Raw genomic sequence first — 15023 nt, 5'->3', positions numbered from 1 at the left:
CGAAAATCTACTTATTTTCTTGCTGAGGGTGTTCCAAAAGCTGCTTTTGGGACAGCTCCATCCTAAGTAAATCAATATCGAGACGACAGGATTCGAACCTGCGACCTCTTGGTCCCGAACCAAGCGCTCTACCAAGCTGAGCCACGTCTCGGAAGTAAACGTTATTGTGAAGACAATGGATATTATAGCGCGATTTTATTCGCTCGGCAAGTCTGTAAAATAGGCGATAAACGCCGGGATCCGAGAATGCCGGCCTCTACTACAATATCATAGCAAACCGTAAACCGGGGTTAAGGGCTTGCCCATTGCGTGGATCGATTCGCATACAAAAAGCCCTCCCGCATGATCCAATCTGCGAGAGGGCTGTCATTGTCATTGTCATTGTCATTCCAAGCCAACAGTCCGAGTTCATGTCTACAGTTCACGACACAAAGCTTTGTGGGGAACGCGCGCCACGCCGGGACTCGAACCCGGGACGCACAGTTTAGGAAACTGTCGCTCTATCCTGCTGAGCTACGGGCGCATAGCAAAAATAATATAGCACGATTCAAGCGCTGATGCAATAGAGCAAAGCCGGTTGTCGAGGGTAAGGCCCCGCACCTTCAGACTTTGCCCCGCAGCGCTCGAAAGAACCCTGACAGCATCGCCGAGCACTCCTCTTGAAGCACCCCGCCGATGACTTCCGCCCGATGGTTAAACCGGGATTCCTCCAGCAAATTCATCAGCGTGCCGGCGCATCCCGCCTTCGGATCGGGGGAAGCGAATACGACCCGCGGCAGACGCGATTGGACGATGGCCCCGGCGCACATCGGGCACGGCTCGAGCGTGACGTACAGCGTACAGTCGAGCAATCTCCAGGCATCCAGCCGCTCGCTGGCTTCGCGGATCGCTATCATTTCCGCATGCAGCGTAGGATCCTTGGAGGTTTCCCGGAGGTTATGGCCTCTCCCGATAATCGCTCCATTCTTCACGATGACAGCTCCGATAGGTACTTCGCGCAGCGCTTCGGCTTTGCGGGCTTCGGCGATCGCCTCTCTCATCCAAAACTCGTGGTTCTCGTTCTCCACGTGTGGACAACTCCTCATCCTGATTTATCCCCATGTGGATAATCCACGAACAAGCATTCGTTGTTAACATGTTGTGGACAACCTTGTGGATAATCGTTATCAACAGGGTATAATCTTCCACTAATCATAGGGGAAGAGCCGCGGCTGCGCAAGCTTTCAGCTGGGCTGGGCAGCTGCCCGTACGGATTCCGAAGGCTGTGCATAAACTAGCAGGGGATAACTCTAACTCAACATGAGGGGGAAAATGCTATGGCATATGTTGGCAGCGGGACGCCGATCCTTGGCGCACCTACCATGACCGCCGATCAAATGCGCCAATATGTTCGCAGTGTGAACCCATCAGCTCCTGATTATGCAGAATTGTATTTATCCATTGGGCGCAGATACCATGTGCGCGGGGACCTCGCCTTCGCACAATCGATTTTGGAAACGAATTATTGGCGGTTCGGCGGTTCGGTGAACGCGTCGCAGAACAATTTTGCCGGCTTGGGAAGTACGTCGCGTACGGAAGCGGGGGCCTCCTTCCCGACTCCGGAGCTAGGTATCGAGGCTCAAATTCAGCACCTGTACGGGTACGCGACGGCGGCGCCGCTTCCGGCGGGGACGACGCTCGTCGATCCGCGGTTCTCGATTTTGCAATCGGCGGGCCTGCGGGGGACGGCACCGAACTGGGAGGATTTGAACGGCAAGTGGGCCGTACCGGGGACGACATATGGGCAAGATATTTTGCGGATCGGCGAACAAATGCAAGCCATTTCGACAGGTTCGGCCCCGACGGCGCCGGTAACGGATTGGAAGCAGGAGGCTATGCAATGGCTGTCCCGGCAGGGCTTGATCAATCAGCCGCACGACCCGGATGCCCCCTTAACCTGGGCTGAATTCGGCACCGTGCTGCGGAGGCTGACAGGCGGCGGTCAATAGCGCAGCATGCACATTTTATATAGGATCAAATTACTATAAAATTTCTTTGAATCGATTGAATTTGTGACTTGCAGTAGGTATACTTACAGTACAATCTAGTTCAGGATGCCTAATAACTTGTCGAATGAAATATGAATACCGATAATGGCAAACTTACCGAAAGGTAAGGACGCAAAGCCGAGGGTCTAAAGCTCAAACGAGTCATGATCGCCTGGTTACCGAAGTATGGCGTAGCTGCCGTTTCTTCGTAACCGGGCAGATCCTCAACAAGAGGATCTGGTCCGGGTTTTTATTTTGAAGAAGAGAGGTGGTTACCCAATGTCAGCTGTTCCAACCCCACCAATCCAAAGAAGCGTGAAAACTATGTCGGGCAATAAGCCAAATCCGTTCGGAATCAAATTGAACAGCAACACGGTCGTCATGAAGAAGGACTACGTCTCCACAGGCCAGCTGACCTATGTCGAAGGCGATATCATCGAGGTAGAAATGTCCGACCTGAAATCGTTTAATCTTGGCGACAAGGTGAAGATTACGATTTATTCCACCGGGGGCATTCATGTGTTCGAGTCGCATGTCGTGGCGAAGGCCAACGGTTCGCTCATTATCTTGAATCCGCCGGAAAATAATAATAAATTCGCGGAACGCCGGGAGCACCCGCGGATTGAAGTGGCGGAGGAAGGCCTGCTTCAGGCGATTACGGAAGCGAAGTCGCAGGAGCGCCGCGAGCTGGAAGAGCCGGTGAATCTGACGATCAATAACATCTCGATAAGCGGGATCGGGTTCTCCATGTTCGGTCATTTTGAGCTGGCGAATGCGACACAGCTGGAGATGGAGATGAAGCTGAGCAGTACAGTGCCGATCCAGGCGGAAATCGTGCGCCGCGAAAAGAAGGAGTACGGCTACTATTACGGAGCGCAGTTTACGAATATGTCCGCGGATCAGATGAACAGTCTGAGGGCGTATGTGTTGAAGCAGCAGGTGGAGACATATTACCGGACAAAGGAAGAGAACAAGAAGCGGGAAGCGCTGAATCAAGCGAAGGCTCAAGCCAAAGCGGCGCGAGCGTAACGGAAACGGCAGCGATTGCGGTGCATAAGGATAGCCCAGCCCAGGGAAAATAGGTCAGGACATGTGGCGGAACAGCCTTGGGAGGGTACATCGTTATGGAAATCGTTTCTCCAGTTCAGGAGCGGGCAGCAAGGAAAGCGTCGGACGATCACGACGGAACATGGAACTGGGATACGGTTCGTCGGCAATTCGAGCTATCTACGGATTACATACATTTAGGTGCGTCACAATTTATAGCTTCCCACCCGAAGCCGGTGAGGGAAGCTATTGTTCGTTATCGGGACAAGCTGGACAGCGATCCGGTTTCATACGTGCTGGATCACGAGAATCAGTATTCGCAATCGGTGCGGATTGCCGCGGCGCGGTATTTGGGGGTGGACGACCCTGGGCGGATAGCCCTAACCGACAGCACGACCATGGGGCTCGGACTGGTTTACCATGGATTTAAGCTAGGTCCGGGTGACGAGGTCATCGCGACCCAGCATGATCATTACAGTCATCTGGAAGCGATACGGCTGGCAGCGGAGCGGGCGGGGGGAAAACGCCGGTTTGTCGAATTGTACAAGGACTTGAGCCGGTTAACTGAGGAGCTGATCGTTGAATCGGTTACCGGAGCCATTACGGAGCGTACGAAAATATTGGCGTTAACCTGGGTGCATTCCAGTACGGGACTCAAGCTTCCGATTGCGAAAATTTGCCGTGCGGTCAAGGCGATGAATCGGGAGCGGGACGAGGAACGGCGTATCTGGGTCGTCGTAGACGGCGTACACGGCTTCGGAATCGAAACGGAGGAGTTTGGCGAGCTTGGCTGCGATGTGTTTGTCGCCGGCTGCCACAAGTGGCTGTACGGTCCCCGCGGGACCGGCCTGATCGCGGCTACGGAGGAAGCTTGGCAGATGATGCGGCCGACGATCCCGAGCTTTACGTACGTCATGGATGCGATGACATTCGGATTGCCAAGGCCGGAGAAGATGGACGGGCTGCAAATGACCCCGGGGGGCTTTCATTCCCTCGAGCATCGCTGGGCGCTCAAAGACGCTTTCGATTGGGTGGAATCGATCGGAAAGCTCCGCATTCGCAGCAGAGTGGCGGAGCTGCATCGGCAGGCTAAGGAAGGGTTGCGGGAAATTAACGGTGTTACGGTGCATACGCCGATGCAGGGCGAGCTGTCCTCGGGGATCGTCGCGTTCGAGGTTCAGGGGTATACGACCGAGCAAACGGTGAACCGGCTCAAAGAGAAGAAGATCATTGCGACGTCTTCGCCGTATCAGGTGAGCTACGCTCGTTTCACACCGGGTATTTATAATACTCCGGAGGAAGTGGAGCTTGGGCTGAAGGCGGTGCGGGAGCTTGCGAGGTGAGGAGCGCTTCCGGATGCCGGAATCACAGCGAAGGGTGACTTTGCGGCTCAGATACTATATAATTGTGTAGTTGAAGAGAGCAAGATTGCTAATTGGGCTGGGAGCGTGTCTATAGATGGCGTTAAAAGCAGGCATTGTCGGATTGCCGAACGTCGGTAAATCGACCTTATTCAATGCGATTACTCAAGCGGGGGCCGAATCGGCCAATTACCCGTTCTGTACGATTGATCCGAACGTCGGCGTCGTTGAAGTGCCGGACGAGCGTCTGCAGAAGCTGGCGGACATCGTGACACCGGAGCGCATTGTCCCGACGGCATTCGAATTCGTCGATATCGCGGGTCTGGTGGCCGGCGCAAGCAAGGGCGAAGGACTGGGGAACAAGTTTCTGGCGCATATCCGCGAGGTGGATGCGATCGTTCACGTCGTCCGCTGCTTCGAGGATGAGAATATTACGCACGTGGCAGGCAAGGTCGATCCGCTCGGCGACATTCAGACGATCAATCTGGAGCTTATCCTTGCGGACGTCGATACGGTGGAGAAGCGCATTGAACGCTCCCGTAAAAATATGAAGGGCGGAGACAAGAAGTACGCCCAAGAGGTCGAGTGCCTGGAACGCATCAAGGAGGCGCTTTACAACGACCAGCCGGCGCGCAGCGTCGAGCTGACGGACGAAGAGCGGCTGCTCGTGCGCGACCTGCACCTGATCACGATGAAGCCGGTGCTGTTCGCGGCGAACGTCAGCGAGGCCGAAGTGGCATCTGCGGACGACAATCCGTACGTACAGAAGGTGAAGGAGTACGCGGCCGCCGAAGGCGCGGAAGTGGTGCCGATCTCGGCCAAGGTCGAGTCGGAGATCGCCGAGCTGGAAGGCGAAGACAAGGAGATGTTCCTGGCGGAGCTGGGGCTGCAGGAATCGGGGCTGAACCGTCTGATTCGCGCGGCGTACAAGCTGCTTGGCTTGTATACGTATTTTACCGCGGGCGTGCAGGAGGTTCGCGCTTGGACGATTCGTCAAGGAACGAAAGCGCCGCAAGCGGCAGGTGTTATTCACTCCGACTTCGAACGCGGCTTTATCCGGGCGGAGGTTGTCGCTTACGAAGACCTCGTCGCGGCCGGTTCGATGAACGCGGCGAAGGAAAGAGGCCAGCTGCGGCTGGAAGGCAAAGAATACGTAGTGCAGGACGGGGACGTCATGCATTTCCGTTTTAACGTGTAAGATTATGGACGCCCGGGGATATGGACTTCTCGCGGCGTTTTTCATATGATGTAGGAACAGAATTTATCGATTAGAGGTGAACCGAACATGTTGGATCAATTGCAGGCTCTGGCCGACCGGTACGACAAGCTGAGCGAGCTGCTCTGCGATCCGGACGTCACGAGCGATACGAAACGGCTGCGCGAATATTCGAAGGAGCAGTCTGACCTTCAAGAAGCGTACGATGCATATATGGAGTATAAGACGGTACTGGAGCAGTATGACGCGGCAAAGCAGATGCAGCAGGAGAAGCTCGACGACGAGATGAAAGAGCTGGTCAAGATGGAGCTGGAGGAGCTCTCGACGCGGAAAGAGGAGCTGGAAGCGAAGCTGCACGTCCTTATGATGCCGAAGGACCCGAACGACGACAAGAACGTAATCGTCGAGATTCGCGGCGCGGCCGGCGGCGACGAGGCGGCGTTGTTCGCGGGCGATCTGTACCGGATGTATACGAAATATGCGGACGCGCAGGGTTGGCGGACGGAGGTGCTCGACGCGAACTTGAACGATCTCGGCGGCTTCAAGGAGATTGTGTTCCAGGTGAACGGCAAGGGCGCTTACAGCAAGCTGAAGTTCGAGAGCGGGGCGCACCGCGTGCAGCGGGTGCCGGTGACGGAGTCGGGCGGACGCATTCATACGTCGACGTCGACGGTCGTTGTGATGCCGGAGATGGAAGAGTTCGATATCGAGATTAAGGACAGCGATATTCGCGTCGATACGTTCTGCTCGAGCGGAGCGGGCGGACAGTCCGTGAACACGACGAAATCCGCTGTGCGCGTGACGCACGTGCCTACGGGCATTGTGGCGACCTGTCAGGACGGCAAATCCCAGAACGACAACAAGGTGAAGGCGCTGCAGGTATTGCGGGCGCGCATCTTTGACATGAAGCGGCAGGAAGAGGAAGCGAAGTATGCCGGCGAGCGGAAGAACAAGATCGGTACGGGCGATCGCAGCGAGCGGATCCGGACTTACAACTTCCCGCAGAGCCGCGTGACGGACCACCGAATCGGTCTTACGCTGCACAAGCTTGACATGGTGCTGAACGGGGATATGGACGAGATCGTAAATGCGTTGACGCTAGCGGCGCAAACGGATTCGCTGGATATCAAAGAAGAGGTATAAGCTGGGCGTTTGTGGCGCTATAGGGGCTGGGTGCAGTTGGTTTTGTGACGGCTGCTGATAGGCTTCCGGATAGCGGGGAATGGATGATTGGAATAGGGGGCGGCGGAAATCGGCGATTGGTCGGACGTGACGTATTTGAGCGGCCAGGGCGATGCGGATTGGACGCGGTCGAGTGCCGGGGGCGGCAAGACGATTCGCGAGGCATACGCCGAAGCGTGTACGTGGCTTGCCGGCCGCGGAGTAGCGGAGGCTGCCGCTAATGCTGAGCTGCTGCTGCAGGAGCTGTTAGGCTGGAGCCGGACAAAAATGCTGCTGAACTGGAGCGAGCCGTTTCCCGAAGATGAGAAAGGCCTTCAATGGCAGCAGTGGCTTGGCCGCAAAGCGATGGGCGAGCCGGTGCAGTATATTATCGGCGAGCAAACGTTCTATGGGCTGGATTTTCGTGTAGGGCCGGCGGTGCTGATCCCGCGGCCGGAGACGGAGCTGCTGGTCGAGCGGGTATTGAAGCTGGGCGCGCAGCTATGGCCGGACGCTCCCCGGGATGATGGTGCCGGCGGTGCGGCTGGCAGCAGCCGGGGTGCTGCGGTGGCGATGAGCGATGCAGGCGACGGAGAGCAGAGTAATGCGGCGGCGACGAGCGGCGGGGCTGCTGGAGGCGCGACGGCGCCGACGGTCGGCGGCGCTGCGGGCGCAGTCGCGGAGGAAAGTCCGGCGGCCCGGCGGCCGGTGCTCGGCGATGTCGGCACGGGTAGCGGTGCGATCCCGGTGACGATCGCCGTCAAGCGCCCGGATTGGCGCGTGTACGGCTCGGACATCTCCGCGGCGGCGCTGGAGATGGCCCGCGGCAACGCGGCGCGGCACGGCGCGCGCGTGGAATGGCTCGAGGGAGACCTCCTCGAGCCTTACATCAGCGGCGGGGTCGACCTCGACATCCTCGTGTCGAACCCGCCGTATATCCCGGCCGGCGACATGGCCGGGCTGCAGCCGGAGGTGCGGCTGTACGAGCCGCAGCTGGCGCTCGTCGGCGGTGAAGACGGGCTCGTCTTCTACCGCCGCCTGGCGGACGAGCTGCGGCGCCTGCCGCGCCTGCCGCAGCTCGTCGCCTTTGAGGTCGGCCAAGGCCAGGCCGACGGGGTGCTGGCGCTGCTGCAAAGCGTGCATGCGTGGCAAGAGAGCGAGATCGTGCTGGATCTCGCCGGCATTTCGCGGCACGTGATCGTGTACGACCGCGTCAGAGCATAGCGGAGAAGCCGTCTCGTCGAGAACGGCCGTTACGGTTAGGTAAATGGACCTCGGATCCCGCGGTGATATGGGAGACGAGGCCCTTTTTTTGATTTTAAGCGCTATGATTTATACCGCTTCGTTAAGTAAGTTGGCAAATATTTTACTGGGGAACACCGCCTGTGCAGTGAGGACGGCGAAAGCTGGTTCCTCTTCATACATCATATACGCTCGCAAAGTGACGAGATGCTCCGCAATGGGGTTCCTAGCGAACTCTCCAAGCCGATAACGATGTTTTACATCGTTACGGCGGCCACTCCAACGGCTCCAAGGAGGGTTAACGATGTTCCACATCGCTAACGGCTTGGAACTCTTGCCCTGCGACACAGTTCCATTCCTAAATGGAAACCGCGGCACCGGAATGTTTTAACGAAACAAACCCGGCCCCCTCCCTGCCGACAGCAGCAAAGGCGGACCGGGTCTCCTTTTTACTAGATGCCCCTAGTTAACCCACACCTCGGACCAATACGCCTTCATAAAACCAAGCAAGCGCTCCAGCACGGCGACACCCGCCGTCTCCGCATCGCGAGCCCGCCGCAGCAGCTCCACCGCGCGGTCGGCCACGGCCGGCTCCTTCGGCGAGCCGCCTTGCGGGAAGGGGAACATGCCCCGCAGCTCCACCAGCGCTCCCGCCACAACCCCATAGTGCTCCGCCGCCTCCGCCGCCAGCTTCCTCACCGTGCGCTCAACGACGTTATCGCCGTTCCAGCGGACGACGAGCTCGCGCAGAAACTGTGCCGCAAATTCCCGCGCATCCGAGACGACTTCGGTATTATACGCATTCCCGTACTCGTCGGCCGCACGCCGTTCCATGACGCCGATCCAGGCGTCGTAGCCGGCCAGGCCATGGACATAGCGGTCCTTAAACACATGCGTCCATTCCCGGCCGCGGGCGTGGTCCACAATCATATCCAGCGCCATACGCAGCATTTCGTACTTGGAGTGGGGCAGACTTTCGCTGATCGTCGTCACGAATACGATCCCTTTCCCATCGGCGAACTTGGCGTAGCTCAGCTCTCCGTCCTTGGACACATCCTTGGCGTAAAATACCTGCTTGTCGTCGTCATAACCGTATATAAGTCCGAATTCCGGAATAAACAGGTCCCAGGCGATGGCCGGTACACCGCGGTCTATCGATTGCTGCACCAGCTCGATTGTCCGCTCCAGCTTATCCGGGGGAATCGGCGTCATCGCATCGGCCAAACAGCTGATAAAACCGAGATTGCAAAGATTCCGCCGCAAAATGTACCCGCCCGGGAAAGACGTCGGACCGGCGATATTCACTTCCTTCGGATCGATATTGATGCGGAAGGCGTGGCCGGTAAAGCCCATGACATCGACCAGGGACAGGTGGCGTTTGTCCGTGTATTGAACCGCGCCATAGATCGCTCCTGCAGCTGTAGTGAACGTGCGGCTCCAGTCTTTGACAGAGGAGGGGTTCGTCGTCATGAACGGGCGATGCCCTCCTTCTCTCCATCAGCCGCAGACGCGTAATAGGCCTCGAGCAGCTTGGAAATATCGACGCCGTTAATGCGCAGTCCGCGAATATCGCAATCGTCCAGCTGCACATTGACCAGCTGGCAGTGGCGGAACGTGCTGCCGTTCAGATCGCAATGCTCGAAGCGCAGCGGACGCTGCACGGCATTAGGATCGTAGGCCGGATGGCCGGCAGGCGGCATGCCGATGGAATGAATGTAAGCGCCGCCGAGCTGGGCGCCGTCAATCTCGAGGTCGCTCAGGTTCGCGTCGGTGATTTTCAGCCCGTACAGATTCACGTTCTCAAAGCGAAGCTTCTCTGCGGATACGCAGCGGAATTGGGAGCCGGTTAAGTCGGAAAATTCCGCATGAATCGGCTGCCGTGTATGCTTCAGATACAGCTTGTCGGAGCCGGTTACGCTGTCGGTCGGTGCTGCCGGCTTGTTGACCTCCGGACCGCTGAGAATGGGAGCATGGATGTGGTAATCGAACCAAGCGATCTCGTCGGCCGAAATATCGAACGGATTGACCGGATGGAGCGAATTCGCCTCATAGGAGAAAGACCCTTCCCCGGTATTGCGTGTATAACCGCTGCGGCCGAACCAGGCGTCGAGCTCTCCGTAAGCGCGCTGCATCGTATCCCGGTTGCCGTACACGTGAACGACCGCGTAGCTGCATGCCGGCAAAGTCAGGGCCTCCACGCCATCCGGCAGCTGCAGGCCGTCCAGCGACTCGACCTCGACACCGACCCACAGCTCCTTCACGCCATCCGCCCATTGCCACTCCGGTACGAATACATGACCGACGCCAGGCTTCACGCCGGGTAACCGGGCGATCCGCTCCTGCAGCTCCCGCCAGCCTCGGCGAACCTCATGTCCGTTTTGCGGGACTTTAACGACAAGCGCTTTCATTTCCGCTTTGTCTACGACGTTAACTTGAATCATTCGTCACAACACCTTCCTTGATTAGTAATCTGGAGGAGGGGCCAAAATGCGGCGTTTGGGAAGACCGAGCGCGGCGCGCCGCTGAACATAAAGGCAAAGGGAAACACGGATGCGCTCCTTCTGCACTTTGGCCCGGGAACGGGACAGCAGATTGTACACGTTCGCCTTGGAGGTGCCGAGCAGGGAGGCGATCTCCTCCGGCGGCAGCTCCCCGAAGAAGTGCGCTTCGAACACGCTTCGTTCCCGCGCGCTTAGACAGTGCAGCAGCTCATGCAGCCCCCGCAGCATCTCCTGACGGAGCAGAGCTTCGGTCGGGTCGCCCCGTCGCTGCGCTTCGTCCGCGGCATGCCGCGACAGGTGGAACAAGATGCGGTCGATATCGCCCCAATCAGCGGGATGGGGGTCGGAGTCAGCCTGCTCCTTCGCCCGGCCGGCGCTTCGCGGGAGGCTCGTCATCGGCTGTTCCTTGGCGTAAGGTCCGCCTCGCCGCAGCCGTGTGTAAGCCTGGTTGCGGACAATCCGGTGCAGCCAGGGCAAGAATCGGCCGCTGTCCATTAAGGACCCGAGATGCAGGAACGCGCGAATGAGCGCATCCTGGACGATGTCCTCGGCCAAGTACGTATCCTGCGCCAGCGCATGCGCCCAGCCGAGCGCCTGTGCCCGGTGCATCCGCACGAGCTCCCCGAACGCTTCATGGTCGCCGGAGCGGGCCCGCTCGACAAGCGCCCGCTGTGCCCGTTCGCGGTCGGCTTCGGAAGGGAGCAGCATACCGCTTTCGGCCGTCCGTCCGGCGAGCAGATTCGGTTTAGTGTCGATATTGATGTCGGTTCCCTTACGCACGATGCTGGAACGTCCCTCCTTGGAACGCGCTGCGTGGAGTCGCTTGGCGCCCCATATCGATATAGATGCCGGAGATAGGGGAAACCTATCGCGGTATCGGAATTATTTTCCATGTACGATCTAGTATACACGATTCCGCGAGAAAAAAATCAATAGATTGATAGGTTTAGAGACGGCCGGAGCGGGACATACTGAAGCTATCAGGATCTGGAAGGGGCTGCTTCAAATGATCTTAAACCGACTGCAATCATCCTCTCGTTCTCGTTTATTTATTTATTTGACTCTAGCACTATTTATATTAATGGCGTCTTGGGAGGCGAACCGCGGCGCGGCTGTTTTTGCCGCCGGCGAAATTCCGCAGGAGGCGATCCGGCTGCGTATTCTGGCAAATTCCGATTCCGCTTCCGATCAATGGATCAAGTATAAAATCCGCGACGCGATCGTTGAGCAGATGAACGGCTGGGTGACGGGGCCGCAAACGCTGGACGAAGCGCGGGAGACGATTCGCGGGCATTTGCCGGAGCTGAAGGCGCTGGCGGACGATTTGCTGGAGAAGTATGGCTATGATTATGAAGCGTCGGTTGAGCTCGGTGTTGTGCCGTTCCCGACCAAGATGTATGGAGAACAGGTTTACCCTGCCGGAGATTATGAAGCGCTGCGCGTTTCGCTCGGTAACGCGGAAGGGCAGAACTGGTGGTGCGTGCTGTTCCCGCCGCTTTGCTTCGTCGATGCCGTCACGAATGAAGCGGTAGCGAAGGATGACAAGAAGAAGGATACGGCTGCCGGTGAAAATGACGCGACGCCTGCAGCGGCTGCAGCGCCCGAAGCGAAGCCTGCCGGAGCAAAGCCGGTCGCGCTCGGCAAAGCCGGTGACGGGAAGGCCAGCGTTAAAGAGACGTCCGTGAAGAGCGAGAAGGCCGGCAAACCGGCTGCCTTGGGTACGGCTAACGCAGCGAAAGCGGCGGTGGATGGCGAGGGCGTAACAGCCGCCGAGAAGCAGGCGGAGGGCGAGACGGAGTATAAATTTTTCCTGTGGGAAATGCTGAAGAAGCTGTTCTCGTTGTTTAAGTAGCATGGCGGAAGAGACTTGCGGTGTGAGGTAAGGGCCATGAAGCGGTCAATGATCCGGCTATTCCCATACCTTCTGTAGAGGGAGTCCCTTTGCGGTTCGAGCCAGGTCGACAACACGTTGAATAAAGTCGGTTTTGGCACGGGTATAGGCCTCATGGTCGGTGGGATACGTTTCGGCCAGCATCCGTTTCAGATCGCCGTATTCTTTGACGAGCTGGGGATGGCTGCGCAGGAAGTCGCGAAATAGCAATTCGTTTCGTTCGTAAAATCCGCCGGCCGGCAAAATATGCAGATGATGCGTGCGCTCGCCGTCCGTTTCCTTGATGAATAAATGCCGTCCGGCCATGCCGGTTGTCACGTGCCGGTAACCCGAAGAGCTGAGCAGCTTCTCATAGACCTGCTCATGAAGCAGCGCAGGGACGGCGGCGAACATATCGATGATCGGTTTGGCTTCCTGGTTGGGGATCGAGGTGCTGCCGACATGCTCGATGGTTACGATGCGGGGGGCGAGGATACCAAGCAGGCGCTCTTTCTCTTCTGCGAATTTCTTTGCCCACATGGAGCTGTATGGAACTACATGGATTGCATATCGATTTTGCTCGGACATTGGCTTCAGCTCCTTCCGAATTCGGACGACAGATGGCGATGAGCATGATTTGAAACTACCATTTGAATGTCGCACTGTCAATTATTACCTGACGGCCGTTGGCCTGTCCTAAGGAACGTGGTTGCCCGTGCAGATGCGGAAGGCTATAATGGCTGTAAACTATGTGGCTGCCGGATGATAACCGGCTCCAACGACCACCTTACAGAAGGATACGTAATCATGATGCAAACTTTTACGAAATTCTGGACAATCCCACCGGGGACGCTCGACATGCCGGCCTCTGAGCAGGCTGTGACGGAAGCGGCCCTTTTGCTGCGGCAAGGTGGAATCGTCGCTTTCCCGACCGAGACGGTGTACGGACTCGGCGCCGATGCGACCCGGACGGAAGCGGTGGGGCGCGTGTTCGAGGCGAAGGGACGGCCGTCGGACAATCCGCTGATCGTGCATATTGCCGATCCGTCGCAGCTGGCGGCGTTCGTCGACGCGGACGCCGTAGGCGAGGCCGAACGCCGGCTGATGGCGGCGTTCTGGCCCGGGCCGCTCACCGTCGTCCTGCCGGTGCGGCCCGGCGCGCTGTCCCCGCTCGTGACGGCGGGGCTGACGACGGTCGGGGTCCGTATCCCCGACCACCCGCTGGCGCTCGCGCTGCTTCGCCGCGCGAACGTGCCTGTTGCGGCGCCGAGCGCCAACCGCTCCGGCAAGCCGAGCCCGACGTCCGCGCAGCACGTCGCGGACGATCTCGCAGGCCGCATCGACGGCCTGCTGGACGGCGGCACGACCGGCGTCGGCGTCGAGTCGACGGTCGTGCGCGTGGACGCCGGGGCGCTGCATGTGCTGCGTCCCGGCGGCGTGACCCGGCAGCAGCTGGCCGCCGCGCTGCCGGAGCTGCCCATCCGCGACGCTACGGCGGCGGATGCGGAAGTGCCGCGCGCGCCGGGCATGAAATATGCCCATTACGCGCCGCAAGGCCGGCTGACCGTCGTTCAGCCGGCTCAACCCGCGGACCGCAGCGCCGTCCGCGACTACATCCGGGCGCAGCTGCGCGCTGCCCGCGAGGCCGGCGAACGTTCGGGCGTCCTCACGTTCGACGAGCACGTGCACGACTTCGCCGCCGAGGCGGACGTCGTGCTCAGCTACGGCCCGCTCGGCGCGCCCGAGCAGGCGGCGCAGCGCCTCTACGACGCGCTGCGCGCCTTCGACGCCGCCGAAGCGGCCTGCATCCTCGCCGAAGCCGTGCCGGAGGCCGGCGGCGGCATCGGCGAAGCCGTCATGAACCGGCTGCGCAAGGCGGCCGGTCACCGCATCGTCTTCGTGTAAACTCCGTTCGAATGAATGCCAGTCATGTTCCCCGTCTTGTCCGCATAGGTTAGGAAAGAACCAGCGGACAAGACAGGGGGGCATATGCCATGATGGCGGCAGTTCCGGCCTTCGGGCAAATTATTACGATTACAATCATGGCGATTGCCCTCGGTATGGATGCGTTCTCGCTTGGCCTCGGCATGGGCATGAGAGGAATTCGGCTTCGCGACATCCTCAAAATCAGCCTTGTGATCGGATTTTTTCATGTGATCATGCCGCTGATCGGGATGTTCATGGGCCAATATGTCAGCGCTTTGCTCGGGAATGTGGCTACGGCCGCAGGGGGCACGCTCCTGATCCTGCTCGGCGCCCATATGGTGTACAGCTCGATTAAGGGCGAATCCGTCCAAAGCTTTGACCACCGTACGCTCTGGGGTCTATTGGTGTTTTCGCTCAGCGTCAGTATCGATTCCTTCTCCGTCGGCGTGTCGCTGGGGATGTTTTCGGGCGATCAGTTCTTGACGGTAATGGCGTTCGGGCTGTCCGGGCTGGCGATGTCGATGGCGGGGCTGCTGCTGGGCCGCAATGTGGCGAACTGGATCGGCGAGTGGGGCGAAGCGATTGGCGGCGTCATTTTGCTGGCGTTTGGATTGAAATTTTTGTTCTTATGACTTTGGCACGCCCGCTAGCTTCGCATTGCTCTACCGCATT

The 15023-nt window shown here is 58.6% G+C and carries 14 protein-coding genes, 2 tRNA genes and 1 riboswitch; of the genes, 9 read left to right on the top strand and 7 right to left on the bottom strand.

Annotated features, from left to right (window positions below; translation table 11 throughout):
- Nucleotides 1–77: 77 nt before the first annotated feature.
- The 3 genes from ACFFK0_RS28935 to tadA form a co-directional block, all read right to left on the bottom strand.
- A tRNA-Pro gene (locus tag ACFFK0_RS28935) sits at nt 78–151 on the bottom strand.
- A gap of 297 nt (nt 152–448) precedes the next feature.
- Nucleotides 449–523 (bottom strand) — tRNA-Arg (locus tag ACFFK0_RS28930).
- Nucleotides 524–602: 79 nt separating this feature from the next.
- Entirely contained in the window at nt 603–1085 is a 483-nt protein-coding gene (gene tadA, locus ACFFK0_RS28925) for a tRNA adenosine(34) deaminase TadA (RefSeq protein WP_377474592.1), read from the bottom strand.
- Between the two features lie 231 nt (nt 1086–1316).
- On the opposite strand from tadA, the gene ACFFK0_RS28920 reads away from it, so the two are divergent.
- The 6 genes from ACFFK0_RS28920 to ACFFK0_RS28895 all read left to right on the top strand — a co-directional run bounded on the left by ACFFK0_RS28920 (nt 1317) and on the right by ACFFK0_RS28895 (nt 8036).
- The gene (locus ACFFK0_RS28920; protein ID WP_377474590.1) at nt 1317–1988 is read left to right on the top strand and encodes a glucosaminidase domain-containing protein; all 672 of its coding nucleotides are present in this window, start codon (nt 1317–1319) and stop codon (nt 1986–1988) included.
- A 136-nt stretch (nt 1989–2124) separates the two neighbouring features.
- Nucleotides 2125–2211, top strand: a riboswitch (cyclic di-GMP riboswitch).
- 140 nt (nt 2212–2351) lie between these two features.
- Nucleotides 2352–3056 (top strand): flagellar brake protein, encoded by a 705-nt coding sequence (locus ACFFK0_RS28915; RefSeq protein WP_377474588.1) that lies wholly within the window; start codon nt 2352–2354, stop codon nt 3054–3056.
- A gap of 95 nt (nt 3057–3151) precedes the next feature.
- Entirely contained in the window at nt 3152–4417 is a 1266-nt protein-coding gene (locus ACFFK0_RS28910; RefSeq protein WP_377474586.1) for an aminotransferase class V-fold PLP-dependent enzyme, read from the top strand.
- Nucleotides 4418–4532: 115 nt separating this feature from the next.
- The gene (gene ychF / locus ACFFK0_RS28905) at nt 4533–5633 is read left to right on the top strand and encodes a redox-regulated ATPase YchF (protein ID WP_377474584.1); all 1101 of its coding nucleotides are present in this window, start codon (nt 4533–4535) and stop codon (nt 5631–5633) included.
- An 87-nt stretch (nt 5634–5720) separates the two neighbouring features.
- Nucleotides 5721–6794 (top strand): peptide chain release factor 1, encoded by a 1074-nt coding sequence (prfA, locus tag ACFFK0_RS28900; protein ID WP_377474582.1) that lies wholly within the window; start codon nt 5721–5723, stop codon nt 6792–6794.
- Nucleotides 6795–6920: 126 nt separating this feature from the next.
- Entirely contained in the window at nt 6921–8036 is a 1116-nt protein-coding gene (locus ACFFK0_RS28895) for a N5-glutamine methyltransferase family protein (RefSeq protein ID WP_377474580.1), read from the top strand.
- A gap of 480 nt (nt 8037–8516) precedes the next feature.
- Here the strand turns inward: ACFFK0_RS28895 and ACFFK0_RS28890 are convergent, their stop codons facing one another.
- From ACFFK0_RS28890 to ACFFK0_RS28880, 3 genes are read right to left on the bottom strand one after another with little or no spacing between them, the layout of a single operon-like run.
- Nucleotides 8517–9524 (bottom strand): hypothetical protein, encoded by a 1008-nt coding sequence (locus ACFFK0_RS28890; RefSeq protein ID WP_377474579.1) that lies wholly within the window; start codon nt 9522–9524, stop codon nt 8517–8519.
- Nucleotides 9521–10495, bottom strand: coding sequence for a GyrI-like domain-containing protein (locus ACFFK0_RS28885; RefSeq protein WP_377474577.1), 975 nt, complete (start codon nt 10493–10495; stop codon nt 9521–9523). Before ACFFK0_RS28885 ends, ACFFK0_RS28890 begins: the two co-directional genes overlap by 4 nt.
- A gap of 21 nt (nt 10496–10516) precedes the next feature.
- Nucleotides 10517–11335 carry an RNA polymerase sigma factor gene (locus ACFFK0_RS28880; RefSeq protein WP_377474575.1) on the bottom strand — a complete coding sequence of 273 codons (819 nt, stop codon included), beginning with the start codon at nt 11333–11335 and terminating at the stop codon, nt 10517–10519.
- A gap of 226 nt (nt 11336–11561) precedes the next feature.
- Between ACFFK0_RS28880 and spoIIR the strand changes: the two genes are divergently transcribed.
- Nucleotides 11562–12407 carry a stage II sporulation protein R gene (spoIIR, locus tag ACFFK0_RS28875; protein WP_377474572.1) on the top strand — a complete coding sequence of 282 codons (846 nt, stop codon included), beginning with the start codon at nt 11562–11564 and terminating at the stop codon, nt 12405–12407.
- A gap of 57 nt (nt 12408–12464) precedes the next feature.
- On the opposite strand, the gene ACFFK0_RS28870 is transcribed toward spoIIR, so the two are convergent.
- The gene (locus tag ACFFK0_RS28870; RefSeq protein ID WP_377474570.1) at nt 12465–13013 is read right to left on the bottom strand and encodes a GrpB family protein; all 549 of its coding nucleotides are present in this window, start codon (nt 13011–13013) and stop codon (nt 12465–12467) included.
- A gap of 219 nt (nt 13014–13232) precedes the next feature.
- Here ACFFK0_RS28870 and ACFFK0_RS28865 point away from each other — a divergent pair, with 219 nt between their 5' ends.
- Both ACFFK0_RS28865 and ACFFK0_RS28860 read left to right on the top strand, forming a co-directional pair.
- The gene (locus ACFFK0_RS28865; RefSeq protein ID WP_377474567.1) at nt 13233–14330 is read left to right on the top strand and encodes an L-threonylcarbamoyladenylate synthase; all 1098 of its coding nucleotides are present in this window, start codon (nt 13233–13235) and stop codon (nt 14328–14330) included.
- An 89-nt stretch (nt 14331–14419) separates the two neighbouring features.
- A complete protein-coding gene (locus ACFFK0_RS28860) occupies nt 14420–14983 on the top strand; it encodes a manganese efflux pump MntP (RefSeq protein WP_377474565.1) in 564 nt (187 codons plus the stop codon).
- Nucleotides 14984–15023: the final 40 nt, after the last annotated feature.

Origin of the sequence: Paenibacillus chartarius, assembly GCF_042432825.1 — a bacterium.
Lineage (GTDB): Bacteria > Bacillota > Bacilli > Paenibacillales > NBRC-103111 > Gordoniibacillus > Gordoniibacillus chartarius.
This window is presented reverse-complemented; position numbering and strand designations above follow the sequence as displayed.

Excerpts from the sequence above, each read along its gene's own strand:
- tadA (WP_377474592.1), bottom strand. The coding sequence starts at position 1,085 with ATGAGGAGTTGTCCACACGTGGAGAACGAGAACCACGAGTTTTGGATG.
- ACFFK0_RS28920 (WP_377474590.1), top strand. The coding sequence starts at position 1,317 with ATGGCATATGTTGGCAGCGGGACGCCGATCCTTGGCGCACCTACCATG.
- ACFFK0_RS28915 (WP_377474588.1), top strand. The coding sequence starts at position 2,352 with ATGTCGGGCAATAAGCCAAATCCGTTCGGAATCAAATTGAACAGCAAC.
- ACFFK0_RS28910 (WP_377474586.1), top strand. The coding sequence starts at position 3,152 with ATGGAAATCGTTTCTCCAGTTCAGGAGCGGGCAGCAAGGAAAGCGTCG.
- ychF (WP_377474584.1), top strand. The coding sequence starts at position 4,533 with ATGGCGTTAAAAGCAGGCATTGTCGGATTGCCGAACGTCGGTAAATCG.
- prfA (WP_377474582.1), top strand. The coding sequence starts at position 5,721 with ATGTTGGATCAATTGCAGGCTCTGGCCGACCGGTACGACAAGCTGAGC.
- ACFFK0_RS28890 (WP_377474579.1), bottom strand. The coding sequence starts at position 9,524 with ATGACGACGAACCCCTCCTCTGTCAAAGACTGGAGCCGCACGTTCACT.
- ACFFK0_RS28885 (WP_377474577.1), bottom strand. The coding sequence starts at position 10,495 with ATGATTCAAGTTAACGTCGTAGACAAAGCGGAAATGAAAGCGCTTGTC.
- spoIIR (WP_377474572.1), top strand. The coding sequence starts at position 11,562 with ATGATCTTAAACCGACTGCAATCATCCTCTCGTTCTCGTTTATTTATT.
- ACFFK0_RS28870 (WP_377474570.1), bottom strand. The coding sequence starts at position 13,013 with ATGTCCGAGCAAAATCGATATGCAATCCATGTAGTTCCATACAGCTCC.
- ACFFK0_RS28865 (WP_377474567.1), top strand. The coding sequence starts at position 13,233 with ATGATGCAAACTTTTACGAAATTCTGGACAATCCCACCGGGGACGCTC.
- ACFFK0_RS28860 (WP_377474565.1), top strand. The coding sequence starts at position 14,420 with ATGATGGCGGCAGTTCCGGCCTTCGGGCAAATTATTACGATTACAATC.